Below are 25949 nucleotides of genomic sequence, written 5' to 3'. Positions count from 1 at the left end.
GGTAACTACACTTCCCGTGAAACAGGATCTCTGGGCGGGTACATCACCAAACGTCTGGTACAAATCGCTGAGCAGTCTTTGGCTGGGTCTGGCAAATAATTCATTATAACCAAACAGCAACAAGCAGAAGCCCGGAGCGGAAACGCTCCGGGCTTTCTCGCGCATCAGTTCCTATGTCTGATTGTGCCCTTCCATGCACCTTTCGTCAAGAGCGTGCGGATAAAAGTTTTTTATCCATTTTCTCGTCACTTAACCATCCAACATACGTATCAATCGTCTCGAAATTTCGGTCCATAACGACCACAGCGACAAAGGGGTACTGTTTGCGGTGTCGATAACGAACATCTGCCCAGCGTACTTTGTATCCTGCTGGTAATTCTTCCACCTCTGCGACAGCATAAGACGTGAAGTACAGAAATGCAGTGACTTCAGGAGCTTTGCGTGAGGCGGCAACAGCGGCATGAGTGGAAGATGAAGCATGGAGATTCCAGGTTAGGACGGAATGATCCAGTTTGCCAATCTCATAACTGCCGTCTGCATATCTTTTCACTACATGCCATCGGTTCCAGGATATCGTAGGGATCACCATATAATGAGCCTCAGCATTATTTTTGTCGATTCGCTTCACCTGTCTCACAGCCATAGCACGTGCTATCGTGCGCCATACATAATACAAGCCAATCAAAATATACAGTGAAACAAAGAGTGGAGCAGGGGCGATCAGATCGAAGGCCCATAACAAAATGGCCAGCACATGTGTGGTAAACAGAAACGGATCAAAAATATGAATGATGTTCCAGGCAATCCAGCGTTCTGTAAAAGGTCGTGCTGCCTGGGTTCCATAGGTATTGAACAAATCGGTAAAAACGTGAACGCATACGGCGACAGCAGTCCAGGCCGCGACGTGTCCAACAGCGACACCGGGAAAGATCAGTGCAATGACGCCGGTGATGAGTAGAACCCATAACAGGAGAAATGGCAGTGAATGGGACATGCCCCGGTGATTCCGGATATACAGCGAGTTGCTTTTGAGACGTAACGCAGTATCGATGTCAGGGGCCTGCGAGCCTGCAATGGTGCCAACCATGACCGCGGCTGCAAGCATGGGACTCGTCGCGACAACAGGATCGACATAAGCCAGACCGGCCAAACCAATTCCCATGACAAAATGTGTAGAAGTATCCATAAACGTCTCCTTTGTGTGGTGTATCGTTAATGCGTATTGCCTCTCTATCTAGGTGATACCCATATATAGTGTATATTATCCGCCTACCGGGAAGCAAAACACCCTAATTTCCAAAGATATGACAAGAACCTGCTCAATTGACAGCAATTGTACGATCATTGTCAAACTCTTTTTCCTTTTCCTGTGATAAACTTTATATCGGAGGCAGAGAGAGAAACCTCCATGAGATTAAGAGCAAGGGGGATCTGCAAGCGTGGACAATCCATTGAGATACCAGGCTTCTTCCGATTCGGCATCACGATCTGCGCCTCCGACGAAATCGGGGACTTGGAAAGATTTTATCCATATTACGAAACCGGGCATTCTTCGAACCAACCTTATTGCGGTTTTTGGTGGCTTTTGGCTTGCATCCCAGTGGGACATCGACTATGGCAAATTGATGCTGACCCTGCTCGGAACGGTACTGATTATGGCTTCTTCTTGTGTATTTAATAATTACTTTGACCGTGAACTTGATCTCAAAATGGAACGTACTCGCAACAGGTCCTTGCCAACAGGACGTTTAACACCCAAAGTTGTTCTATCCTATGCCATTATTTTGGGTGTGCTTGGATTAATCATACTCTTTTCCTTTTCCGGGGCACTTGCCGGATTATGCGGCATGTTTGGCATGTTTGTCTATGTGATTATGTACACCCTTTGGTTAAAGCGTTCGTCGACATGGAGCACCTCCATTGGTGGTCTGTCAGGTGCTATGCCGCCAGTCATCGGGTATGTCGCGGTAACCGGACGTATGGATCTTGGCGCATGGCTGCTTCTGGCCATGTTGTTTCTATGGCAGCCTCCACACTTCTGGGCGCTGGCGATCCGCAGGGTGGAAGATTATCGGGCTGGCGGATTTCCGCTATTGCCGGTTGTGAAAGGTATTGAACGGACCAAGATTCAGATGATTCCATATCTGGTTTTGCAAATCTTTGTCCCGATTCTCATGTATGCCTACTGGTACGCAGGAATCTTCTATCTTACCGTTTCACTGATACTTTCTGTGCTGTGGCTGTACTACGCACTCATAGGCTTTCGTGCAAAAAATACAGATGCTTGGGCCAAAAAGGTATTCCTTTACTCCATTAACTATCTATCCTTGAGTTTTATATTGATGATTCTGGATACAGTGCACAAATAAGCAGCATGAAATACTGTAAAAACAAATACATGGGCACATGTCCGTGAAACCGTTACAATAACATGGGAGCCCATTGTCGGTTGGGTTCTTCGTATACATATGCATCAGAGTGGTGTGGGAATGAGGAATTACCATAAAAATTAGGATTCAAGGGTCCATGAATTTTATCGAAAACCGTTAAATTTTTATGTATGCGTATTCATATGATCTGATATCGGAAGGGACGATAATGATGCTGAAAAAGTATAAATGGACATGGATGCTGCTAGGGCTTGCACTGATTATGGCAGTGTATTTAATGTGGGGCACCGTATTCGCCAGCAAGGAAAAATTACCCGAAATTCGGGAGATTCAATCCTTTTCAATGGAAAATGTAGATGGAAGCACAGTATCTCTGGATGATACCAAAGGCAAGGTGCGTTTGTTCTACTTTTATTTCACCAGCTGTCCAGATGTGTGCCCAATTACGACGTTTACGTTATCTCAGGTGCAGGACTTGTTGAAAGAGGACGATACCTTTGGTAAGGATGTTTCGTTTGTGTCCATCTCGTTTGACCCGAAAGTGGATACCAAGGAGAAAATCAAGGAATTTGCAGATCGATTCCACGCGGATTATGAAGGCTGGTACTTCCTGCGGGGGGATATGGATAAAACGAAGCAGCTCGCCAAGGATTCATTCCAGATCCTCATTGAGGGTGAGAACAAGGATGATTTTGCCCATATGAACATGATTGGACTGGTGGATCGGAATAACCAGCTGCGGAAGGTATACAACGCGTTTAATACAGAGGATGTTGAACCCGCAGTCATTGCGGAGGATATACGCAATCTGATCAAGGAATAAATGTGTCCATCATGGACAAACCAAATAAAGAGGCTGCTTCTTGGGTTTTAAATACCCAGGAGCAGCCTCTTTCTGTTTTTCCTAAAACGAGGGGAATTCAGGATATTGGATATACGATTCTAATCCTGCTTTCTCCAGCTGGGCGATAATGTATTCGTCAGGGGTTCCTTCCACACCCGCATAACCGCGGCGCGTATACATTTGTACAGCATCCGGGAAGGCATCTCGGAGAACACCTCTGATTTTCTTGCCTGAACTGTCATTATCCATAAATAAGTAGACCTCATCATAACCAACCTGTTTGCGCAGCGACTCAAGCTTGAGCGAATTCAGTGTTCCAAACGTGCACAAAATGTTGATTTCGGGTCCTACAAGACGTTTTAGTTTGCTGCGGTCATTCTTACCTTCCACAATGACATGAATAGGCATCATATTCACCTCTTGATCGAGAGCTTATGTCGACATTCCCCGGGAAATGTTGCAGCGAAAATCGACTGGATTATATAAAATGGACCTTCTAATTTTCACACGAGCGACACCTGACAGAAACACCTCTGATTTCTAACTTTTTTTTCACATCTGAAGGGAATGCCTAACCAACAGTGGCTGTTCCGGTTACGGATCGTTCTTCCGATCGCTGTTGTCTCCAAATGTTCTGAATTTACTCTTCAAAGGTATAACATTTCGGAGACAAAGGCGAACGCTACCGCTTCTTCAGAATCGATTCCGTCCCCTTCACTACTATCTTCCACTGATCATCCATTCCTAATTTAAGAAAGAGAAATCTTGAAGATGAAGAAGGTTATGCTCCAGAAGTCACTTCGTTCATGTGTAAAACATCAATCCATTTTATATAGTTTAGCTGTAAATGGGGGAATGATGCAAAGCCAAGAAAAAACAAGCTTTTCTGTTGTCAAAGGGTCAGATATAGATCATCATCTTGATACGGTTAACCAAGTATGCTTTTGGGATCAGACAGGGAAGCTTCACGTCTGGCTGTGAAGTAAGGGAGCAGCATGATACCAATCATCAATAATACAAAGGCAATGAAATATGGAGACAGACCCACGCGCAGCTGCCCTGCGGTGATCGGACCAATAAAAGAGCCGATGGAGGTAGCGATGGATTGCAATGAGAAGATGCGACCCAACTTGTTTCCTCCGCTTAACCGGATAAAGAGTGTTGCCATGGCAGGGAAAATAATTCCTTTAGACATCCCCAGAACGAAGAGTACGGATGACAACGGAATCTGTGGTATCGCCGCCATAGCAAAGAAACATAAAGACATCAGCAGCACACCCACAATCAACCGCAGTTTGGGGGAATACCGATTGAGAAACAGCATGCTTAGGGTAAATAGTGCTCCAATGCTGATAATGGAAAACAAAAGTCCGGTAGACATCATGGACGAATGTCCGCCTCCGCGCAGAGGCAGTTCAAAAAATAGGATTCCTTGAGCACAAGCAATAACAAGAGGCAGAGCAAAGTATCGCCAGGATACGGGCAGGAATTTTCTTTTTTCTTCTGCCGGGTTGCTAGGCTTGGCGGGCTCGGTCACCTTTTCATGCTGAACTTCAACGACGCCTTTGGGCATGGATAACCATGCGATAACGCCAGACAGAATGAGCAGATAACCTAGACTTGCAAAGGTGGCAGAAAATCCAAGAGCTCCGACAATTAATGCGCCTGCGGCGGGCGATACCACGGATGCGAGTGTATGTACAACGCCATGGCCAGACATATACTTGCCTTGCTTAATCGGATCACTAGATAATTGCGCAAGCAGTGCGAGACAGGCTGGAGACAGAAAAGCAAGTACAAATCCGCTGATGGCCCGCAGGGCGAGCAGCTGCCAAGGAGTGTGAATTTGCGCTTGAATAAGCAAAATGATCCCCGCACCTAGCAAACTGAATACAATGTAACGACGACTGCCATGTTTGTCGATTTGGGTTCCGGCGATCAGATTGCCTGGGAGATGAGTCAAGGAATAGATGCCCATCATCCAGCCGATGAAGGTCGGGGCCGCCCCGAGCGAGATAGCGAAAGGGGTCAAGATTGGATACTGGGCGTGCAGATCAAAAACAGCAAGGAACAAAAATAGATATAGCCAGATGGCCGTTTTCACATAAGCCCCTCCTTGTTAAGCGATGCATATTCAATAACTGGTCATGACATGTTCCCCGTTCCTTGGACAGAACCTCATGGTACTACTTGTACGCCCGGCGGGACGAACTTAGACCGTTTATTTTTACATAGGAGGGCTTAGCTGACAGCAGCTTCGGAAATCATGTATAATATTCGGGAAGTGTTAATAATCAACTCTAATACGGAAGGTGTAGTCATGAACATAGAAGTAATCAAAGAGTTTGTGATGCAGAATTGGCTGGTGATCGTGGTTGCGTTGATCATTTTGTTCTTTGTTCTGAACGTGGTCAAAACCGTATTGAAATGGGCGATTGCCATCATCATTATTGCGGCTCTACTGATATACAGCGGCATCTCCATCGATCAGATCAAACAGACAGTTACTGATGTACAATCGAGTACAATGGACACATTGAAGAAGGAAGCGACGAGTATGATGCTCAAGGAAGCTTCCAAAGCGACATACATCAAAGGGCAGGATGGTGCATACACCATCACAAGCCCCAATGTGGAGATTAAAGGCAGAATGAATTCGGATAAAGTCGATGTTACATTTCGGGGGATCTCACTGGGTGAATGGAAGGTCGACAATGAAACGATACGAACTTTTGTCAAACAGGCACAGGAGAACGGAACAGCACCGACTTCGTAGTAAAGGAGGAATGGATACGTGCTGCAAAATTGGCTGGACAGTCTGAAAGAATTCAATGGCATAACGATTATGCTGCTGCTGATTGTGGCCGCTTCATTGCTTCAGGGATGGTCCAGAGGTGCTTCGCGTTCGGCGGGAAGACTCTTTGGTTTCCTCATGGATGGCATTATGGCGGTCATCGGTATTCTGTTATCCATCGGTTTAACATTGTGGCTTGCGCCATATGTTCAGCAATGGTTGTCTGTGCATGCCGCAGACATGCCAAACCGTGAGCTGAACCGGTGGGAACAGATGTATTATACATTGATTACGGCCATTGCTGATTTTCCGCTCATGCGGTTTGCCGTGTTGTTTGTGCTTAGTTATGGCTTCATCCGCTTGCTTCTCGGCTTGCTCTCTTCCCTTATTTTCCGAAGAAGATACAGTTCAGCAGAGCAAGAGAGCAGACCAAAAGGATTTTTTAGCCGCTTTACGGGTGCTGTGATTGGTACAGTCATTGGCTCCGTGCGCGGGATGATTGTGATTGCTGTACTGTTCATGATTGTCAGTCTCTATCCAGGCAGCATGTTTAGTCGATATGTGGAGGCTTCGCCCATTTATATGCAAGGAGCCAAATCGGTCATAGAGCCATTATCCGGTACATTTATCAAGGACAAGCTGCCCGTGTTTACTCAAGCGGTCCAAAAGGAACTGGGCGCCATCCTGCAACGCAAGTATGAAGTCGTTGACCATAACATTCCGGCGGATATTGAATCTGCGGCAAAAGAAATTGTAAAAGGCCAAACGACAGATGAAGCCAAAGCCAGGGCATTATATGACTGGGTAGGTTCTCGCATTCAATATGACTATGGTAAAGTGGATGACTATGAGCAAAAGGGCATATGGCACGAGCAGACGCCACAAAATACATTTGATACACGTGAAGGCGTATGTATTGATTACGCTCGTCTATATGCGGTCATGGCTCGTTCACAGGGGCTGGAAGTCAAAGTGGTTACAGGCCTTGGTTATAACGGGCAGGGTGGATATGGTCCACATGCCTGGAATGAAATATATTTGAGTGATACGGAAAGCTGGATACCGCTTGACCCCACGTGGGCAATCAGTGGCGATTGGTTCAATCCTCCTAACTTTGCCGACACCCATTTGAAAGATCAATCAGCTTAACATTACGCCGGATATGGGTCCGGGAGATGACGACGTTGCCAGGTTATCATGCCGGGGCTGTATAGTCTGGACGGTATGCATCAAGTCATGAAAGAGGTAGGATGAATGAACAATCATTCAAAAGAGAAGGACGAACTTACGGACAAGCGGCGCTTCAGTTACCGGATGAACGTATTTTTCTTTGCTTCCTTTGTTATTTTTAGCGTTATTATTGTGCGGCTGGCATTTTTGCAATTCGTGGAAGGGCCTGAGTTGAGTCAGGAGGAAGCGAGCAATATTACCAAAGATGTACCGCTCGCTCCTGTGAGAGGAACTATCTATGATTCCACGGGTGAGGTGAAGCTGGCTTACTCCAAGCCGATTCAATCCTTGTATCTGACCTTATACAAAAATTATGGGGATGTGGATGGTAAGCCTAATCCGAATATAGCGGAAGTGGAGGACATCGCCACCCGGCTGCATGATGTTTTTGAGCAGTATAAGAAAAAGGATTCCGAGGCCCTTACGTTGGAGAAAATCATTGAAGAGATGGACTTGAATTCCCGCAAGTCGAACGGCTTCATGCCACGTCTGATCAAGAGCGATCTGTCCGATGAAGAGGTAGCCTACTTCCTCCAGCATAAGGATGAATTCAAGGGAATTCAGATTGTAGAGGAAAGTGTGCGATATTATGATCCGGATACGGTCGCTGTACAGACGATTGGTTACCTCAAAAAGTTCAAAAGCTCTAAAACATTGGATAAATATAAAGAGGTCGATGAGGCCAATAAAAAGCAAACGGACCCAGGTCTTGTATATACCGAGAATGAGTTTGTTGGCTTTGATGGACTGGAACTGCAATATCAGGATGTTCTGCGGGGGAAAAGTGGTTATAACTCCGTGGACGTTGACTTGCGGAACTTGCCTGAAGGTGTAGCAGGCTCTACCCCACCCGAAAAAGGGTATGACCTGATTACAACGATTAATAAAAATGTTCAGGTGAAGACGGAACAGGCAATCCTCGATCAACTAAGCTGGCTTCATTCACATCCGGTCTCAGGCAAGCTGCATCCGAACGCCAAGACAGGTTTTGCAGTCGCGATGGAAGTGGATACAGGGAAGATTGTTTCGATTGCCAGCATGCCAGATTATGACACAAATATTTGGAGAACGGGTAGTATTAGCAACGATCAGTATGATGACATCAAGTATGTATATCAAAATGGTACAATTCGTTCTTTTCCGCCAGACGATTCAAAAAAACGAGCTGAATCAATCGTACTACTTGGTTCAACGATTAAACCGCTTAGTGTATTGATCGGTTTAAAAGAGGGATTCTTCACAACAAATACAGTTTATTCGGACAGAGGATCTACGACATTTGGGGGGGATAACCGGAGAGTACAGAACTCCTCCGGTCACGTGTATGGTTCGTTGACTCCTCGTGATGCAATTCGTCATTCCTCGAACGTGTTCATGATTGACGAGATTGGCAAGAAGCTTTACTCCCAATATGGCGCAGAAGGAATCAATGTTTGGGATAAATACATGAAGCAGTTCGGTTTGGGTGTATCCACCGGAGTTGATCTGCCGAATGAATTCTTGGGTATTCGGGATTATATGAACACCGATGAAAGTTCACTAACACGACTTGTTTACGGCTCCTTTGGACAACAGGGGAAATATACAACGATGCAGCTGGCGCAGTATGCTACGATGCTAGCGAATAAAGGAAAACGCATGGAGCCACAATTAGTCAGTGAGTTCCGTGATTCGCAAGGCAATGTGGTTAAGAAAATGAAACCGAAAGTGCTCAGCACAGTCGATTTTAATGATGCTTACTGGAATGAAGTACAGCGAGGCATGGCAACCGAAGTAACGGCGTTTAGTGGATTCCCTTATGATTTTGCAAGAAAAACAGGTACATCCACACAGTTAGTCGGAGGCAAATTGGTGGATAACGGGGTGTTTATTGCTTACGCTCCACGCAACAATCCGAAGCTGGCTGTTGCTGTCGTCATCCCTGAAGGGGGCTTCGGTTCGAACAGTGCGGCTCCGGTAGCTCGTGCGATCTTCGATGCGTATGACGAGGAGTTTGGTCTGGACGGTGTACCGAAAAAAGATAAAAATAAGGAATCAGATACACAGTAATGTGAGTTCTTGATTCCAAAAGAAGGGACCCTTTCGAGGGTCCTTTTTACGTTTTCCAGGACTGAGAGGCCTCTTGCTCATAAGCTGATGCAAATTAGCATGTAACAAACTTCGTTCATGTTGCGTTTATTTAAGAGAAGGAAATTATCTTTTAAATTAAAGAAATTAACTATATGTCTGTACTGACATTGTTTCAGGAAAATTGACAATAGGTCTCTTCTGTTTACGAAAATGTAACCAAAATCTGGAGGACATGGCAGTTGACCTTTGATAGACTTGTATGAAGAAAGGATGTTATTTGAGTTGAATGATGCAAAACGTGCTGATTGATTAATCTACTTTTACATAAGAACGGAGAGGCTTATCCCATGTTTAACCGATTGAGGAAAAAGAAAATGTCCAATGAAGATCCACCGGTCAACAAGCCGTCTAGTGTAAGAATGAATATGTTTTTTTTCGCTGCGTTTGTGATATTCAGTATCCTCATTTTCAGGTTAGCCTTTGTGCAATTTGTCGAGGGACCTGAACTGACCTATATGGAGACCAGCCGTAATACTAAAGATATTCCGCTTGCACCTGTGCGTGGCCCCATCTATGATGCCACAGGGGAAGTGGCGCTGGCTTATTCGGAACCTGTGCAGTCCCTCTATGTGTTATTGTATGAGGATTATAGAAATGATGACCGCAAGCAGGAAGCGGAGGAACTGGCTCATGATCTGGCCGCTGTGTTTAAGCAGTTTAATCCAGGGGACAAAGAGCAGCCAGATGCGGAAGAGATCATCAAACGATTGGATCTCAAATCTCAGAAGGCACATGGGTATACTCCTCGCCTAGTGAAGTCGGATCTAACCACGAAAGAGATTGCTTATTTTATGGAGAAGAAGGCGGAGTATCCAGGTGCCATGGTACTGGAAGAAAACATTCGAAAATATGATCCGGATGGTGTTGCCGTCCAGGTGATTGGATATACAAGAGAGTTCAAAGGTCAACAGGAAAACTTGAAAAAATATATAGAAATAAGCAAGGCGGAGGCAACAGAACGTGATCCTGGACTGCGCTATACCCAGCAAGAAAAAGTGGGGGTCGATGGTCTGGAATTTCAATATCAGGAAGAGCTCCGTGGACGTAGCGGTTACCAATCCATAGATATTAATTCACGTAATTTGCCAGAGGGAACAATGAAACAAACTCCACCGGAAAAAGGCTACAGTCTGGTCTCCACCATTAACAAGGAAATTCAGATGGCCGCACAAGAGGCGATAACAGACGAATTGCGCAGACTTCCCAAGGCAATTACCGGATACGCAGTAGCCATGGAAGTGGATACGGGAAATGTTGTCGCTATGGCGAGTATGCCGGATTATGATCCAAACGATTGGGATTATGACAAAATCAAATATGTGTTTCGGAATGGAACCACAGAGTCGTTCCCGCCGAATGATGATAAGCCTAGACGAGCGGAATCCGTTGTACTTCTTGGATCGGTGATCAAACCGCTAAGTGTGCTGATTGGATTGAAAGAAGGACTATTTACAGCCGGACAGACTTATCATGATCAGGGATATGCGGTTTTGGGGAAAGACGGACGACAAGTGAAGAACTCACATTCAGCTTACAATGGCTCCATCACTGCGAGGAGAGCGATTGAGAAGTCTTCCAATGCGTTCATGATCGACATGGTGGGCAAACGTTTGTTAAGCAAATACGGTTCAGAGGAAGGCATCAATGTCTGGGACAGATACATGAAGCAGTTCGGTTTGGGGGTGCCTACTGGTATTGATTTACCCAAAGAATACCTGGGCACGTTAGAATATACTAATGATGAACAGGAATCAGCTCTAACACGTTTGGCATTTGCCTCCTTTGGACAGCAAGCCAAGTACACCACGATGCAACTCGCACAATACACGACGATGCTTGCCAATAAAGGCAAACGGATGGAACCACATCTAGTGAAGGAAATCCGTGACGCGGATGGCAATGTGGTGAAAGAGATTAAACCTAAGGTGCTTAATGAAGTTGATTTTGCCGATGCGCACTGGAATGAAGTTCATAAAGGAATGGTTACCAAAGTAAGCGCATTTGATGGTTTCCCCTACGATTATGCACGGAAAACAGGAACTTCAGAGCAGGGTACAGGGCCGAACAAGAAAGAGAACGGTGTGTTTATTGCCTTTGCACCACGAGATAATCCAAAGCTTGCTGTAGCTGTTGTTGTACCGGAAGGTGGTTTCGGGTCAGTCAGTGCTTCGCCAATTGCACGGAAAATCTTCGATGCATATGATGAAGTGTATGGTCTCGATGGAACACCGAAAGGTAAGAAAGACGAAGGAAAAGACAAAGAGTAATGCAAAGAACATCGTGGGAATTAGCTCTTTTAGCATCGTGACCAAAAGGTTCATGAAGTGAATTAAATGTACATCTGGACAGGCAGGGGAAATTATCCCTTGCCTTTTTTTTTTGCATCAGCTAAAATTTGCACAAGGGAAACATTATTAGTCTTGTATAAATTTTAATACATTGTACAACAAAATTAGATTAGGACAATTATGTTAGTAGAGGGAAAGGGGCGATTTAGATTGTTAATGGTGAAGATGAGGAGCATTCAGAGAGGTTTGATGACGCTTGCTGCTGTTGTATTGGTAATCGTACTAACAGCCTGCTCAAGTACAGCGGAAACGGAAGGCAGTGAGGGGAAGGTACAGGTCACAGCCACAACAGGCATGATTGCGGATGTAGCGCGTGAAGTCGGAGGGGCATATGTTGACGTAACCGGGCTGATGGGTCCGGGCGTGGATCCTCACTTGTACAAGGCTTCGCAAGGGGATATTCGCAAGCTGGAGCAAGCGAAAGTCGTTTTTTACAACGGACTGCACCTCGAAGGTAAAATGACAGACATTTTGGAGAAAATGTCCAAGAGCAAAATAGTAACGGCTGTCTCGGAGAAAATTCCGGCTGATGAATTGCGATCAGGAGAAGATACAGGCGGCACCGAATACGATCCACACGTCTGGTTTGATGTCAGCCACTGGATGCATGCGGCAGAGGCTGTGCGCGATACACTCGTGGATGCAGATCCGGAACATGCAGAGGAGTACAAGACCCAGGCAGAGCAATATCTAACGAAACTGGAGGCATTAGATAACGAAGTGCGGGAAAGAATCCAGGAGATTCCGGAAGCCAGTCGAGTATTGGTCACGGCGCATGATGCCTTTGGATACTTCGGCCAAGCCTATGGCATGAAAGTGATGGGGCTTCAAGGAATCAGTACAGCAGCCGAGTATGGTGCGAGGGATGTTAGTGAGTTGCGAGATTACCTCGTGGATAACAATATCAAGGCTGTATTTGTAGAATCCAGCGTACCGGCAAAGGCAATGGAAGCAATTATTGCCGGGGCAGCCGAAAAAGGGCATACGGTTAGCATTGGTGGAGAACTGTTCTCGGATGCAATGGGTGCTGAGGGAACGGAAGAAGGAACGTATATCGGCATGATTCGCCACAACACTAAGACGATTGTAGAAGCATTAAAGTGATAAATCATATAAGAGAGGAGTAAAAGAATATGAGTGAAGCAATTTTATCGGAAAAATCTCAGTCACAACCTAGTGCTAACCATTTGCAGGGAACGCAACCTACATCAGCTCCTCTTAGTGTTCGGGATCTGGCGGTAGCTTACCATAAAAAACCGGTGCTTAGTGGGGTATCTTTTGACATTCCAGAAGGTCAACTGATTGGCATTTTGGGTCCGAATGGGGCCGGGAAATCAACCTTGATTAAAGCCGTTCTAGGACTTGTTCCTAAAATGCACGGTAAGGTGAAAATTTTTGGTCAGTCCTACCGAGAACAGCGTCGCCGGATCGGCTATGTGCCTCAGCGGGAATCCGTGGATTGGGATTTCCCAACTCACGCGCTCGATGTAGTCATGATGGGGCGTTATGGACATCTGGGCTGGTTCCGTCGTCCAGGCAAAAAAGAACGGGATCTGGCAGCTCACTGCCTGGAGCAAGTGGGAATGGGCGACTATATGCACCGCCAGATCAGTCAGCTGTCCGGCGGACAACAGCAGCGTGTCTTTCTGGCACGGGCACTGGTACAGGATGCCGATCTGTATTTCATGGATGAGCCATTTGCTGGTGTGGATGCCACAACGGAAAAAGCCATCATTTCACTGTTGGAACAGTTGAAGAAACAAGGCAAGACCGTACTGGTTGTACACCACGATCTGGCAACGGTAGAGGAATACTTTGACCATGTGTTACTCCTCAATGGACGATTGGTTGCAGGTGGACCAACGAATGAAGTATTTGTACCGGATACTTTGCAAGAGACGTACGGAGGCCGGATAGCGATGATCGGAAGCCGGACGGAGAAAGGCCAGGTGTAGTGCATGTGGAACTGGATTGTAGCCATCGTGTCCGACCCCAATACACGCTGGATATTGCTTGGCTGCTTGTTGCTTGGATTCAGTAGTGGAATTATAGGTTCCTTTACATTTTTGCGTCGTCAGAGTCTTATGGGGGATACGCTGGCTCATGCAGCTCTGCCAGGGATTTGTATCGCGTTTATGTTGACGGAAACCAAATCCGTAGGATTATTTCTGTTCGGTGCGCTCGTCGCTGGAATTGTGGCGACCTTCGGCATATCGTGGATTACACGGTATTCCCGGATCAAGCAGGATGCGGCGATGGGGATTGTGCTGACTGTCTTTTTCGGAATTGGCGTAGTGATGCTTACTCGGATTCAGCACAGTGCCAGCGGTAGTCAGAGCGGACTCGATAAATATTTGTTTGGTCAGGCCGCATCCATGGTGATGACGGATGTGTATGTCATGGGTGGTGTCTGTCTTGTATTGTTGATTGCCTGTCTTGCATGGTTCAAGGAATTCAAGCTGGTGAGCTTTGACCCGGGATTTGCACGGGGGATGGGATTGCCAGTCGGCATGCTGGAACAACTGATTCTGCTGTTGACCGTTATTGCGGTTGTTGCGGGGATTCAGGCGGTGGGTGTGGTGCTTGTCGCTGCTTTGCTGGTGACCCCTGCAGCAGCGGCCCGCTGCTGGACGGACTCGCTCTCGCTTATGGTACTGTTAGCCGGCGTATTTGGAGCACTGAGCGGTGCGACAGGTACGATCTTCAGCACACTTGTGCCTAATCTGCCAACTGGACCTGTGACGGTATTGGCAGCTACAGTATTATTTGCCGGCTCCGCACTGCTTGCCCCGCGTCGTGGATTATTAGCTCGCCGTTTGCGCAGCATTCAGGCGAAATCCACTTATTTGAGAGAAGAGCGTGCTACACTCCAGACACTGTCTGCACAGCGAGCACAGCAGGAACGGGGTGAACTGTAATGGCAACGTTTTGGATTATATTAACGGCCATTCTGGTATCCTCCGCCTGTGCTATTCTTGGCTGTTTCCTGATTCTGCGGCGGATGGCTCTGGTCGGAGATGCGATCAGTCATGCGGTTCTCCCGGGTATAGCAATTGCTTTTCTGTGGAGCGGCTCACGTGATTCACTATGGATGCTGCTCGGTGCAACGGTATTTGGATTACTGACGGTGTTCTTCATTCAAAGCTTGCAGGCTGGAGGACTATCGTCTGATGCTTCCATTGGGATTGTGTTTACGGCGCTCTTCGCAGTGGGTGTCATTCTCATCAGTCTCAACGCCCAGCATATCGACCTGGATCTGGACTGCGTATTGTTCGGTGAGATCGCTTATGTGCAGTGGGATACCCTGACCCTGGGGGGAACGGATGTAGGACCTAGGGCGGTCTGGATGCTTGGCATCACGCTGCTGGTGATCCTTGTTGTGATCGGATTGTTCTACAAGCAATTCAAGCTGTGTGCCTTCGATCCGGCGCTGGCTGCGGCTTGCGGCATTCCGGTGGTGCTGTTCCACTATCTGCTTATGGGGCTCGTTTCCATGACATCGGTGGCTTCATTTGAAAGTGTAGGTTCCATTCTCGTTGTTGGCATGCTCATTGTACCCGCGGCGACGGCTTACCTGCTCACGGATCGACTGGGCAAAATGATTCTGTACAGCGTGCTTGTAGGAGCAGCTTCCTCGGTTGGAGGCTATATCATGGCTTACGCACTGGATGCTTCTATTGCAGGCTGCATGGTGGCGGTAGCCGGCATTCTGTTTGTTCTGGCCCTGTTACTTTCTCCAAAGCATGGTATTGTCTTCCGGTATGCTCGTCGCAAATTCGCGGCACGATAATGGATAAAGCGTAGAAACCGCCTGCATTGCAGGCGGTTTTTTCATGGGTTCCGACACTATTAATCTTGTAGGGGACAGGTCTACGACATGAAACAGACACCTGCTGCAATGTTGCAAAGGTTCACCCACATCGCGGGTTACTTTGTTGCAGGCCGACGATCTGTGGTAAAATGTCGTTAGCTGTGACGTCCGGAGCATCCGCCTACGCGAATGCCGGGCGATCTTTTTGTGAGAGTATGTTAGATAGGGAGAAGTAGAGAGACCATTAAGGAGGAAATACAGCATGAGTGAACTAAAATACAAATTGCTTGCATTGGATATGGATGGAACACTGCTCAACGATAATCATGAAATTACACAGGAAACCGCCAAATGGATTCAGATCGCCATTCGTCGGGGAGTGCATGTGTGCCTTTCAACAGGAAGAGCCGTTTTTCATGCGATGCCTTATGCGGTACAGCTTGGGCTGGAGACCCCGATGATTACGGTCAATGGCAGTGAAGTCTGGAAAGCTCCGCATGATTTGCATATGCGCCATCGGATGGACCCGTCACTGATCCGCAAAATGCAGGAGATTGGCGAAAAATATAATAGCTGGTACTGGGCATACTCCGTTGAAGAGCTGTTCAACCGTGATCGCTGGACAGACAATATCGAAGGTCTGGAATGGCTGAAATTCGGATTCAATACCGAAGTGGATGAAGTCCGTCACCAGATTATGATGGAGCTGCAACAAATGGGCGGCCTGCAAATGACGAACTCCTCACCTGTTAATATTGAGATTAACCCTGGCGGTGTATCCAAAGCGAGCGGTGTAGCTGAAGTCTGCAAGCTGCTGGGCATAGAGATGTCCGAAGTGGTCGCTGTTGGAGACAGCTTGAATGATCTGGCTGTCATTGAAGCTGTGGGTCTTGGTGTTGCCATGGGCAATGCGCAGGAGCAGGTGAAGGAAGCGGCTGACCTGATCGTAGCGAGCAATAACGAAGATGGCATTGTCGAAGTCATCCGTGAACATATTTTGAAGGGGGAATAACCTTTGCTCGCAACCGTTGGCTGGATTTTAATTGTACTGCTGTTTGCGGTAGGGATGGCCGGAACGGTATATCCCATACTGCCTGGTGCTATCGCGATTTTCTTCGCGTTTCTGGTCTATGGCTGGTTCTTCAGCTTTGATCCGTTCGGTGTATGGTTCTGGATCATCCAGATATTGATCGTAGTGGTGCTGTTTGTGGCTGATTATGTCGTCAGTGCCTGGGGTGTGAAGAAATTCGGCGGCTCCAAATTATCAACGACACTCAGTACGATTGGTGTTATCATTGGTCCATTTGTCATTCCGGCGTTCGGACTGGTATTGGGCCCGTTTATCGGTGCTTTTATCGGGGAACTGATCGGTGGGTCTTCACCTTCCAAAGCTTCCAAAGTCGGATTTGGTTCCGTGGTGGGACTATTTACAAGCACCGTCATGAAAATTATTTTGCAAATCGTCATGATCGTCCTGTTTATTATCTGGGTCGTAAGATTCGCATAGACGTTCGGGAGTCGTTTCATCTGGATGCACGTCGGTGTGGGGGAAAGAAGGGGAATTGGCTTGTCTAAGAAAGAAACATTCATTAAGGGGACGCTCATTCTGGCGGCCGCTGCACTGATCGCGAGGGTACTCGGATTGGTACAACGGGTTCCGCTCGAGCATATCCTCGGCGATATCGGTAACGCATCGTTTACCATCTCCAATACGGTATATTTAATGCTGTTAACTGTAGCTACAGCGGGTATACCAAGCACGCTTAGTAAAATGGTGTCGGAACGTTATGCGCTGGGACGCGCAAGTGAAGCACAACAAATCTACCGTGCAGCCCTGATCTTTGCGGCTGTAGCCGGGGTAGTCATGTCTGCTTTATTGTGGTTCGCGGCACCTTATTATGCGACGTACGTGTCAAAAGTACCGGAATCGGTTAGCGCCATTCGAGCCCTGGCTCCAGCGCTCCTGCTCTTTCCAGCCATCGCCATGATGCGTGGATATTTCCAGGGTCGCGGCAACATGACGGCAGGCGGCATTTCACAGATTGTGGAGCAGTTTGCACGCGTGGGTACAGCCATTATCGTGGCGTTTGTTATGCTGCAATGGAATTACGATGATCAAACGATTGCCGCTGGTGCTTCATTCGGGGGCGTATTCGGAAGCATTGGAGCTTTTGCTGTCATGCTGTACTTCACCTTAAAGCTTCGCAAAAATGACCGTGCAGCGCAATTGAATTACGAGCGTGTAGAGCAACTGCCTATGCGGGGCATCTACAGTGATATATTCAAACTTTCGATTCCAATTGTATTATCTTCACTCGCTGTTCCGGCAATTAACTTTATCGATTCATCGCTGGTAGTTCCGCTTCTTAGCGGTCGGATTGGACTGGAAGAAGCGACAGGTGTACTTGCGATCCTCGGTGCCAAGGCCCAAAGTATCGCAGGTATTCCTCCAATTCTGGCTATCGCTCTGAGTCAATCGCTTGTGCCAGTCATTTCAGCAGCTTTTGCACGTAAGGATGAGGTTCATCTGAAAAATCAGGTGACGCTTGCTTTGCGCATTTCGATTCTGACAGGAATGCCAATCGTTATCGCGCTGTGTGCGGCGGCGTATTCCGTTAACGGGTTGCTGTTCACCAGTCCAGACGGGACACCCATCATTACATTGCTGACGTTCGGTACCATTTTCCAAATTACGATGATGACCACCAACTCCATTTTGCTCGGAGTTGGCAAACCACGGATCACAATGATCAGTGTGGCAGCAGGTATCGTGGTCAAACTTGTAGCGAGCCTGATTCTGGCTCCGATCTTTGGCATCTACGGGATCATTATTGCGACCGCATTGTGTTTCCTGGTTATTACGTACCTGAACCTGCGGGTGCTTCGGAAAATTGTTGATTTCTCGATCATGGGAGATCGCTGGAAAGGGTTCATCATTACCGTACTGCTTGCGGCGGGTGTTGGTTTTGCGGCCAACTGGGCCGGGAACTCCATCTTTGATTTATTCCTGCCAACACGTGTATCTTTCCTCGTTACCTGTCTGTTTGTGGGAGCTCTTGTGGTGGTTGTGTATCTGGTACTCATGGTTGTTCTGCGTGTGCTCCGTAAAGACGAGCTGGGCAGTTACCCTCGTATTTTGCAAAAAATACTCCGTCCGCTCATGCGTCTTCAACGTGGAGCCGGGCAACGTGGATAACTATTCAGCACACAATTCACACTTCGTTATCTGTTTGAAATAAGTACAAGCTCTGTCTGCTATCATAGCGGACAGGGCTTTTTTGTATGTCCAAGATGTCTGCATTAAGAAGCTAATCGATAAGGGTACGCGCTCCACTTTCTAGACGATGTCCTTGTATGGTTGACCTTACTTAATGCGTTAAGGTTTGGGCATCATGGGCCAATGCGGTTTTCAGCATGCCATACCGATGTTCGTGGCTCATCTCGAACAGCCATGGGCGGCGCGGGATTGTGAGATGACCTAGACAGTCACGATTTTGAAGCCAATCCTGCCTTGTTATCGGTTCATACGGCGTATCACCCCATACGGCCAGCAGTTCAGGACTATATAGCCGTTGTCCTTCTGCCAGCCATTCCTGATCCAGTAACTCCTGGCTATATAACTCATCTTCTCCGGCTTCATCTTCATGTGCGGTGAACAGACCCGGCCAATATTCAGCACGTGAACCATGGTGAGGAACCGAGCGCGCAAACTCCAGCACCTGTGTGAAAACTTGTTCGACTCCAAACAGCATCGCATATAAGCCTTTGCCAAACATAATCCGCTCATCCAGCTTGCCAAAATGTTCAATTACCCGGCCTGCAAGACCTTTCTCCCGTCCAAGTGGGAAAACGATATGATTCAGCCCAGCCAGATTATGCAGATGGAATGCGGATTTGGACAGCACTTGTTTTTGAAAATAAGGATGCTGCACCACCCGGCTCTCGATATAGTTCTGCTCATTAATAATTAACGCCACACTTAGCAGCGAGCTGCATCGCTCCAGCCAAAATCGTTCCCAGAACGGTGTCATGAACGCCGATACATGAAAATGGGACAACAAATGAAAACAACTCCGGCCAATTCGGCGGCTGTTCATATACAACAGAAGCTGGGGATACGCATCCTGAAAAATGAGTGCATTACAACGCTCCAGTAATCGGTACATGTGCTCACGGTCGGTTTGATTTTGCAGATTGTGCATAAGATCACTCTGAAGATCGGTCATATGATACCCGCCGTTGCGGGACACCATATGGGCAAGCAGGGCCCAATGCAGCTCTGGATACTGTTCATAACATTCCAGATATGCTGCTGTGCGAGTAATGTTACTGCGGTTGTTTTCCTGCGTTAAGGTTATAATCTCTTCCAGAATAATGCAGTCCTCTTCACAGACCAGTGCACTGAGCGTATGTCGGGCAAAACCACTTTCGTTGCCAGGCAACAGGCGCTCCACCTCAGTTTGTAAGGTAGCAGCCATATCAGAGTCCCAAGCCATATCACGCAAGGGATGACGAAGCTGTGTAGAGGCCTGCCAAGCCGCCTGTTTACCCCGCCACACTTCCCGGGCCGCACCTGGGATGGATCGAACCATCTGTAATATCGACCCGTGATGGGCAGACTCGGAGGCATTCGTTTTAATGGAAGTCATGACATGACATCCTTTCCTGATCATCTGTATGCAGTTTGTTTTTAATGCTGTTGATTTAAGTATGCGCTGAATATTTGACTTCCACTCCGCAATTTGCTTCACTAGAGAATAAGACAAGGTATAGAAAGGAAGATGCTGTGATGGAAAAGATAACATCCAAACCGGAATTCGATGTGGCGATCCAATCTCCGCGTTTAACTGTTGCCGTATTTAAGGCGGATTGGTGTGGTGATTGCAAGTTCATCGATCCCTTTATGCCTGAAGTTGAGGAAAAGTTTGCACGTGAGCTGACTTTGGTTGAGGTCGATGTGGATCAGGTGGGGACAGTGAGCGAAGAGCAAAATATCCTTGGCATACCAAGCTTTGTAGCGTACACGGATGGCCGTGAACTCGTTCGATATGTGAACAAACTGCGCAAGTCGAGAGAAGAAATTGAGCAATTCCTGCAGCGTGCAGTTGAGGTATATAACACGATTCATCAATAAAAAGCATGACAGCTTCACTATGTAAAAGGTTATAATTAAAGGAACGCCATTTCTCTTGAAATAGGGAAGTGGCGTTTGTATTTTTAACATTTTCGGGGAAGCTAATAATGTACATAGATCCTAATAAATGGAGGGTCAGTTTTTTCGACAGACGTTAACATTTTGTCACAAAGCGCGGCGTCAATGACACATTTATCCGGTATAATGAATTTAGTTGTGAAATAAGTGTCAAAGTATCGAATCAAGCGGAGGATGTAGTTCTTCGCCATCTTAAACCAACAGCGGGTGAGAAAAAAATTGAAACACTTAACCTTGTTTAAATGGTTAACCGTATTAACCTGTCTTGTCATGTTTCTGGCTACATTTGGCGGAGGCGTTGTAACCCGAACGGAATCAGGCCTCGGCTGTGGCGCAGAATGGCCTTTATGTAACGGAAAACTTGTGCCTGCGCACACTGTTGCCTCACTTATTGAATTTTCCCATCGCGCTGTAAGCGCACTGGCAGGGCTGTTGTCCATAGCCTCTTTTGTAGCATTTTTACGGTTTGGCAAATCACGCCGTGACCTGCAATTGTTTTCATTGTTAACACTGATATTTGTTATTGTCCAGGGAATTATGGGGGCCTTTGCCGTCGTTTTCTCCCAATCTTCCGCAGTCATGGCACTGCATTTCGGCTTTGCACTGATCGCCTTTGCCAGCTCCTTGATGATGGCGCTTGGTATTCGGCAGGAGGTTCGCCACGGTGGATTGGAACGACTCAATCGATATCCGCGGGTCAGTAAAGGTTTTCGTAATCTGGTGTGGTTCTCCACAATCTATACGTACCTCGTGGTATATACTGGGGCATTCGTGAGCCATACGGATTCGGCAGGAGGCTGTTCCGGCTTTCCGCTCTGTAACGGACAGATTATTCCCGAGCTCTCGGGAGGCGTGGCGGTTGCTTTCGCTCACCGGGTAGCGGCGGTTTCATTAGTGATTGTCATTGCAATCCTCGGTCATTTTGCGTATCGCAAACATCCGGATAACACAGAGCTAAGAGCGTTAGGTGTCATTTCGGTTGTGCTGGTTCTGTTGCAAGTGGTCATTGGTTTTGGACTGATGCTTACGATGAATCGCCCGGAAGTGTACATGTTCGTAGCGCTGGCGCATATGCTCGATATTGCCATTTTATTCGGTGTACTAACCTATATGAGTTTCCTGGTGTACAAGTTGCATCGGCCCGTTAACCGGTTTTAATATATCCGAATTCTTGTAGTTCAGGGGATGAATCCAGTGAAGTTCACCATCCGATGATGTACATCATTGGACAGGTGAACTTTGTTTGATGTAAGGCGTGTCAGGGCACCCTATTGTAAGCAGCGGTCATACGTTTACTCTGATTCCGATTTTGTTTAAATATGATGAATTTTGATTATTTTGATGATCTGCAGAGTGGAAAGAGGAGGCTATATATGCTGCGAACGTTGCTGGGTGAAAAGCCGCGTAAAAACGAAGGGATACTGAAGGATGCAATAGAAGCGATGGCGGATACGCTTGAGTTATTTCAGCGACAGATGCATGTGGACCATGATCCAACCCATGATTATCGTAAACTGTATGTGTGGACCCAGGGACTCATCTCCTCGCTGGATGAGCTGGAACAGAGCTGTTTTGCTGCTTCCCATTTTCGTCAGAAAGTCAAAGCGGGCTCTACGGATGATATGACGTTACCCGAAAAAGCGGAGTATGCCCGTTATGTCTACTTCTATAAGGATGGCTTCATCCGATGTTTTGCCATTCTGGATAAGTTAGGCACAGTGTTGAATGAAATATTTGAGCTGAATACGACCAATGTTAAAACCCATTTTTCTTATTTTACCGTATTAAGACAGTTCGGATATGACAAACTGCATCATGATCTTGCCAACGAACTGATCCAGATTAAAGACTCTTACCGTGAGCCAATGAGCAAATTGCGCAAACGACGAAACATGGAGATTCATTACATGAACTCCGAAATGCAGGATGATCTGTGGCAGCTGCACCAGACTTTGCAAGGGAAAGTGAAGCTGGAGGATCTGGATCAGCATCTCTTGGAACTCCGCCAGGGTGTGGATATGGTATGTGAGACGTTAAAAGCAGCGTATGGCTACATCAACAAGAAGTGGCATAAGCAAGGAACAACTCAATTTGGAAAGTAATCAGTTTGTAATATTTCCCTTTGACAAATCGGAATACTTGGATTATACTGAGTTCCTGATCGACAGTTAGATGGAATTAACATTTATGACATTAACATTATAACTACTGAACTTATAAATTAAATATTTCTTATCGAGAGCGGCGGAGGGACAGGCCCGATGAAGCCCGGCAACCGATTTATAACTGCATGACAGCTGTGTCATTCTTTATAGATGTTAGGTGCTAATTCCTACAAAATGTGTGCAAGGCACAATTTTGGCAGATGAGAAGGTATAATCTTTCATGTGAAGAGCCCTTTTTGTTTCTGCAAAAGGGGCTCTTTTTTTGTACAACGAAGGGGAGTTTTCCTTTCATTCGGGTAAAGATACATGTAAGCAGTGGGAAGGAGCAAGTAATTTTGATTGAATTAAAAGGTTTAACCAAGACGTACGGTAAAGGTTCAAAAAGTACGACGGCCTTATCGGATCTAAATTTGAATATCCGCAAGGGTGAAATATTCGGAGTTATTGGTCATTCCGGTGCAGGCAAGAGTACATTGATCCGTTGTATCAATTTGCTCGAACGCCCGACGGCCGGCGAGGTTTGGGTGGATGGCATCAATTTAACCAGTCTGGGCAAGACCGATCTGCAACAACAACGGCGTAAGATCGGCATGATTTTTCAACACTTTAATCTGTTATCCTCAGCTACGGTATATGACAATGTGGCTTTTCCTTTGAAGCTGGTCAATACTCCCAAGGATGCAATGGATCGGAAAGTGAAGGAAATGCTCGCATTGGTTGGACTAGAGGACCACAGCAATAAATATCCTGCCCAACTGTCAGGTGGACAGAAACAAAGAGTGGGTATTGCGAGAGCACTCGCGAGTGATCCAAACGTGCTGCTGTGTGATGAAGCCACATCAGCACTTGATCCCCAGACCACCGATTCGATCCTCAAGTTGTTGCTGGATATCAATGAAAAGTACAACCTCACCATTGTTCTGATCACCCATGAGATGCACGTGATTCAGAATATCTGTGATCAGGTGGCGGTTATCCATCAGGGAGGCATCGTGGAGCAAGGTCCGGTGACGGAAGTATTCCTCAAGCCGCAGCATGCAATTACGCGTGACTTTATGATGCGGGACCATGAGGTGGGGATTGCATTGGAAGAGACTGCTCTGGCGAGTGCAGATGTCTCATTGCAGACGGATGGATCTTCTAAGCTTGTGAAAATATCCTTCCTGGGCAATAAAACCTATGAGGCGATTTTGTCCAGAACGGTTCGCAAAACAGGAGTGGATTTCGCCATTTTGCAAGGCACCATTTCGACGATCAAACAAGTTCCTTATGGGCAGCTGACCGTTCGGTTTGAGGGACAGTCGGATGAGATTAACCTCACCATTCATGAGTTAATCGCCCAGGGACTTGATGTGGAGGTGCTTCGTTAAATGGATTTTTCAACAGTACGTTGGGAAGAAATCGGTAAGGCTTCAATTGAAACCCTGCAAATTCTGGGAGCATCGGGCCTGTTCACGATCATCATTGGTTTGCCGCTGGGCGTATTGCTGTTCATGACAGCAAGGTCGGCTTCAATCAAGTCTCAAGTGGTGTACACTATACTTTCGTTTATTGTAAACATTCTGCGATCCGTGCCATTTATCATTCTGATTGTTGCACTCATTCCGTTCACGCGTTCACTGGTCGGCACAGCTACAGGCGTACTGGGTGTTATACCACCGCTCGTCATTGCCGCTGCTCCATACTTTGCCCGGTTGGTGGAAACTACACTGCGTGAAGTGGATCGAGGCGTCATCGAAGCGGCACAGGCGATGGGAGCTTCAACCGGACAGATTGTAAGGCGTGTGCTTCTGCCAGAGGCATTGCCGGGTCTGTTAGCCGGAATTACCATTACCATCGTTACCCTCGTTTCCTACACGGCGATGGCGGGAATGGTTGGTGGTGGAGGGCTGGGAACATTGGCAATAAATTATGGCTACTATCGATATCAGAATGAAATTATGATTATAGCTGTTGTATTTATGGTCATTCTGGTGCAAGTGCTTCAGATGGCTGGCGATCGTTTGGTTAAATGGTTCACCAGGAAATAACACATATATAGCATTTGCCTAATTCGGAATCGACTTGGTGCAAAATGCAAAAAAAATTATTGGAGAAGGGGTTTTACACATGAAAAAATGGTCTTTTGCTCTACTTAGCATTATGCTGATTGCGGTTCTTGCGGCTTGCGGAAACAACAAGGATTCCGACAGCGGCGCAGACAATGCTGGAGGCGCACCGCGCACCGTCGAATTGAAAGTGGGAGCATCACCTACACCACATGCAGAAATTTTGGAAAGCATCAAGCCTGAACTCGAAGCAGAAGGCATTCGCTTGCAAATCGTGACTTTCAATGACTATGTTCAACCTAACCAACAACTTGAAGATAAACAGTTGGATGCAAACTTTTTCCAACACCAGCCTTACCTGGATACAGAGAACAAAGAACGTGGTTTTCACCTCGTTGCTGTAACACCTGTGCATGTTGAGCCATTTGCTGGCTACTCCAAAAAAATCAAATCATTGGATGAGCTGAAAGACGGCGCCAAAGTAGCGATTCCGAATGACCCGTCCAACGGTGGACGTGCACTGTTGTTGCTGGCCAAAGAAGGCTTGATTACGCTCAAAGATGACACCAATATCGTTTCAACGATTCAGGATATTACAGCCAATCCAAAAAACCTGGATATCATCGAGCTGGATGCAGCCATGATGCCTCGTCAACTGGATGAAGCAGACCTGGTATTCATCAACGCCAACTATGCGCTGGAAGCCAATCTGAACCCGGAGAAGGATGCGTTGTTAATCGAGGACCTGCAAGGTAACCCTTATGCAAACATCCTCGTATCCCGTGAAGATAACAAAGATGCAGATGCCATCCAGAAACTGGCTGCAGCCCTGCATTCCGAAGAGGTTAAAAAATTCATCAAAGAACGTTATCAAGGTGCTGTAGAACCTGCGTTTTAAGCTAAACGATTAAGCTGAAAATGAATTGTATACCCGGCTCCACTTCTTATGGAGCCACTACAAAAAGTCCTGCCTTCTC

At 46.8% G+C, this 25949-nt stretch carries 24 protein-coding genes and 1 riboswitch; of the genes, 20 read left to right on the top strand and 4 right to left on the bottom strand.

Annotated features, from left to right (window positions below; genetic code table 11):
* Positions 1-99, top strand: a 99-nt coding sequence (locus tag P364_RS36905) for a small, acid-soluble spore protein, alpha/beta type (RefSeq protein WP_152532717.1), incomplete at its 5' end; no start/stop codon positions are given.
* A 106-nt stretch (positions 100-205) separates the two neighbouring features.
* Here P364_RS36905 and P364_RS0116840 read toward each other — a convergent pair.
* A complete protein-coding gene (locus tag P364_RS0116840; protein ID WP_024631258.1) occupies positions 206-1186 on the bottom strand; it encodes a metal-dependent hydrolase in 981 nt (326 codons plus the stop codon).
* Between the two features lie 253 nt (positions 1187-1439).
* Between P364_RS0116840 and cyoE the strand changes: the two genes are divergently transcribed.
* A complete protein-coding gene (gene cyoE, locus P364_RS0116835) occupies positions 1440-2369 on the top strand; it encodes a heme o synthase (protein ID WP_024631257.1) in 930 nt (309 codons plus the stop codon).
* 232 nt (positions 2370-2601) lie between these two features.
* On the top strand, positions 2602-3213 hold the full coding sequence (locus P364_RS0116830) for an SCO family protein (RefSeq protein ID WP_052016659.1): 612 nt from the start codon (positions 2602-2604) through the stop codon (positions 3211-3213).
* Positions 3214-3294: 81 nt separating this feature from the next.
* On the opposite strand, the gene P364_RS0116825 is transcribed toward P364_RS0116830, so the two are convergent.
* Both P364_RS0116825 and P364_RS0116820 read right to left on the bottom strand, forming a co-directional pair.
* Positions 3295-3642, bottom strand: a complete 348-nt coding sequence (locus P364_RS0116825; protein ID WP_024631255.1) for a toprim domain-containing protein — start codon at positions 3640-3642, stop codon at positions 3295-3297.
* A gap of 520 nt (positions 3643-4162) precedes the next feature.
* Complete coding sequence (locus P364_RS0116820; RefSeq protein ID WP_024631254.1) at positions 4163-5338, bottom strand: MFS transporter; 1176 nt, start codon at positions 5336-5338, stop codon at positions 4163-4165.
* A 216-nt stretch (positions 5339-5554) separates the two neighbouring features.
* Here P364_RS0116820 and P364_RS0116815 point away from each other — a divergent pair, with 216 nt between their 5' ends.
* The 11 genes from P364_RS0116815 (at position 5555) to P364_RS0116765 (ending at position 18743) form a co-directional block, all read left to right on the top strand.
* Complete coding sequence (locus tag P364_RS0116815; RefSeq protein WP_024631253.1) at positions 5555-6010, top strand: hypothetical protein; 456 nt, start codon at positions 5555-5557, stop codon at positions 6008-6010.
* A gap of 69 nt (positions 6011-6079) precedes the next feature.
* Positions 6080-7177, top strand: coding sequence for a transglutaminase domain-containing protein (locus P364_RS0116810; RefSeq protein ID WP_052016657.1), 1098 nt, complete (start codon positions 6080-6082; stop codon positions 7175-7177).
* A gap of 105 nt (positions 7178-7282) precedes the next feature.
* Complete coding sequence (locus P364_RS0116805) at positions 7283-9307, top strand: peptidoglycan D,D-transpeptidase FtsI family protein (RefSeq protein ID WP_024631251.1); 2025 nt, start codon at positions 7283-7285, stop codon at positions 9305-9307.
* A gap of 368 nt (positions 9308-9675) precedes the next feature.
* Positions 9676-11655, top strand: coding sequence for a peptidoglycan D,D-transpeptidase FtsI family protein (locus P364_RS0116800; RefSeq protein WP_024631250.1), 1980 nt, complete (start codon positions 9676-9678; stop codon positions 11653-11655).
* A gap of 237 nt (positions 11656-11892) precedes the next feature.
* On the top strand, positions 11893-12840 hold the full coding sequence (locus P364_RS0116795; protein ID WP_024631249.1) for a metal ABC transporter solute-binding protein, Zn/Mn family: 948 nt from the start codon (positions 11893-11895) through the stop codon (positions 12838-12840).
* Between the two features lie 29 nt (positions 12841-12869).
* Positions 12870-13691 carry a metal ABC transporter ATP-binding protein gene (locus P364_RS0116790; RefSeq protein WP_024631248.1) on the top strand — a complete coding sequence of 274 codons (822 nt, stop codon included), beginning with the start codon at positions 12870-12872 and terminating at the stop codon, positions 13689-13691.
* Positions 13692-13694: 3 nt separating this feature from the next.
* Positions 13695-14654: a metal ABC transporter permease gene (locus P364_RS0116785; RefSeq protein WP_024631247.1), complete on the top strand. Its 960-nt coding sequence runs from the start codon at positions 13695-13697 to the stop codon at positions 14652-14654.
* Positions 14654-15526: a metal ABC transporter permease gene (locus P364_RS0116780; protein WP_024631246.1), complete on the top strand. Its 873-nt coding sequence runs from the start codon at positions 14654-14656 to the stop codon at positions 15524-15526. Before P364_RS0116785 ends, P364_RS0116780 begins: the two co-directional genes overlap by 1 nt.
* Before the next feature lie 283 nt (positions 15527-15809).
* A complete protein-coding gene (locus tag P364_RS0116775) occupies positions 15810-16559 on the top strand; it encodes a Cof-type HAD-IIB family hydrolase (protein WP_024631245.1) in 750 nt (249 codons plus the stop codon).
* A 54-nt stretch (positions 16560-16613) separates the two neighbouring features.
* On the top strand, positions 16614-17054 hold the full coding sequence (locus tag P364_RS0116770; RefSeq protein ID WP_052016655.1) for a DUF456 domain-containing protein: 441 nt from the start codon (positions 16614-16616) through the stop codon (positions 17052-17054).
* Between the two features lie 60 nt (positions 17055-17114).
* Positions 17115-18743: a putative polysaccharide biosynthesis protein gene (locus P364_RS0116765; protein WP_024631243.1), complete on the top strand. Its 1629-nt coding sequence runs from the start codon at positions 17115-17117 to the stop codon at positions 18741-18743.
* Between the two features lie 172 nt (positions 18744-18915).
* Here the strand turns inward: P364_RS0116765 and P364_RS0116760 are convergent, their stop codons facing one another.
* Positions 18916-20196, bottom strand: coding sequence for a DUF2515 family protein (locus P364_RS0116760; protein WP_024631242.1), 1281 nt, complete (start codon positions 20194-20196; stop codon positions 18916-18918).
* A gap of 140 nt (positions 20197-20336) precedes the next feature.
* Here P364_RS0116760 and P364_RS0116755 point away from each other — a divergent pair, with 140 nt between their 5' ends.
* From P364_RS0116755 to P364_RS0116730, 6 genes are all read left to right on the top strand, one after another.
* Positions 20337-20681 (top strand): thioredoxin family protein, encoded by a 345-nt coding sequence (locus P364_RS0116755; protein WP_024631241.1) that lies wholly within the window; start codon positions 20337-20339, stop codon positions 20679-20681.
* Positions 20682-20978: 297 nt separating this feature from the next.
* The gene (locus P364_RS0116750; RefSeq protein WP_024631240.1) at positions 20979-21917 is read left to right on the top strand and encodes a COX15/CtaA family protein; all 939 of its coding nucleotides are present in this window, start codon (positions 20979-20981) and stop codon (positions 21915-21917) included.
* A 215-nt stretch (positions 21918-22132) separates the two neighbouring features.
* The gene (locus P364_RS0116745; protein ID WP_024631239.1) at positions 22133-22861 is read left to right on the top strand and encodes a Cthe_2314 family HEPN domain-containing protein; all 729 of its coding nucleotides are present in this window, start codon (positions 22133-22135) and stop codon (positions 22859-22861) included.
* A gap of 127 nt (positions 22862-22988) precedes the next feature.
* Positions 22989-23131, top strand: a riboswitch (SAM riboswitch).
* Positions 23132-23259: 128 nt separating this feature from the next.
* The gene (locus P364_RS0116740; protein ID WP_024631238.1) at positions 23260-24294 is read left to right on the top strand and encodes a methionine ABC transporter ATP-binding protein; all 1035 of its coding nucleotides are present in this window, start codon (positions 23260-23262) and stop codon (positions 24292-24294) included.
* Complete coding sequence (locus P364_RS0116735; RefSeq protein WP_024631237.1) at positions 24295-24954, top strand: methionine ABC transporter permease; 660 nt, start codon at positions 24295-24297, stop codon at positions 24952-24954.
* 79 nt (positions 24955-25033) lie between these two features.
* Positions 25034-25870 (top strand): MetQ/NlpA family ABC transporter substrate-binding protein, encoded by an 837-nt coding sequence (locus P364_RS0116730; protein ID WP_024631236.1) that lies wholly within the window; start codon positions 25034-25036, stop codon positions 25868-25870.
* Positions 25871-25949 lie beyond the last annotated feature (79 nt).

Source organism: Paenibacillus sp. MAEPY2 (assembly GCF_000499205.1).
Lineage (GTDB): Bacteria > Bacillota > Bacilli > Paenibacillales > Paenibacillaceae > Paenibacillus > Paenibacillus vandeheii.
The sequence above is the reverse complement of the archived record's forward strand: the minus strand, read 5'-3'. Positions and strand labels throughout refer to the sequence as shown.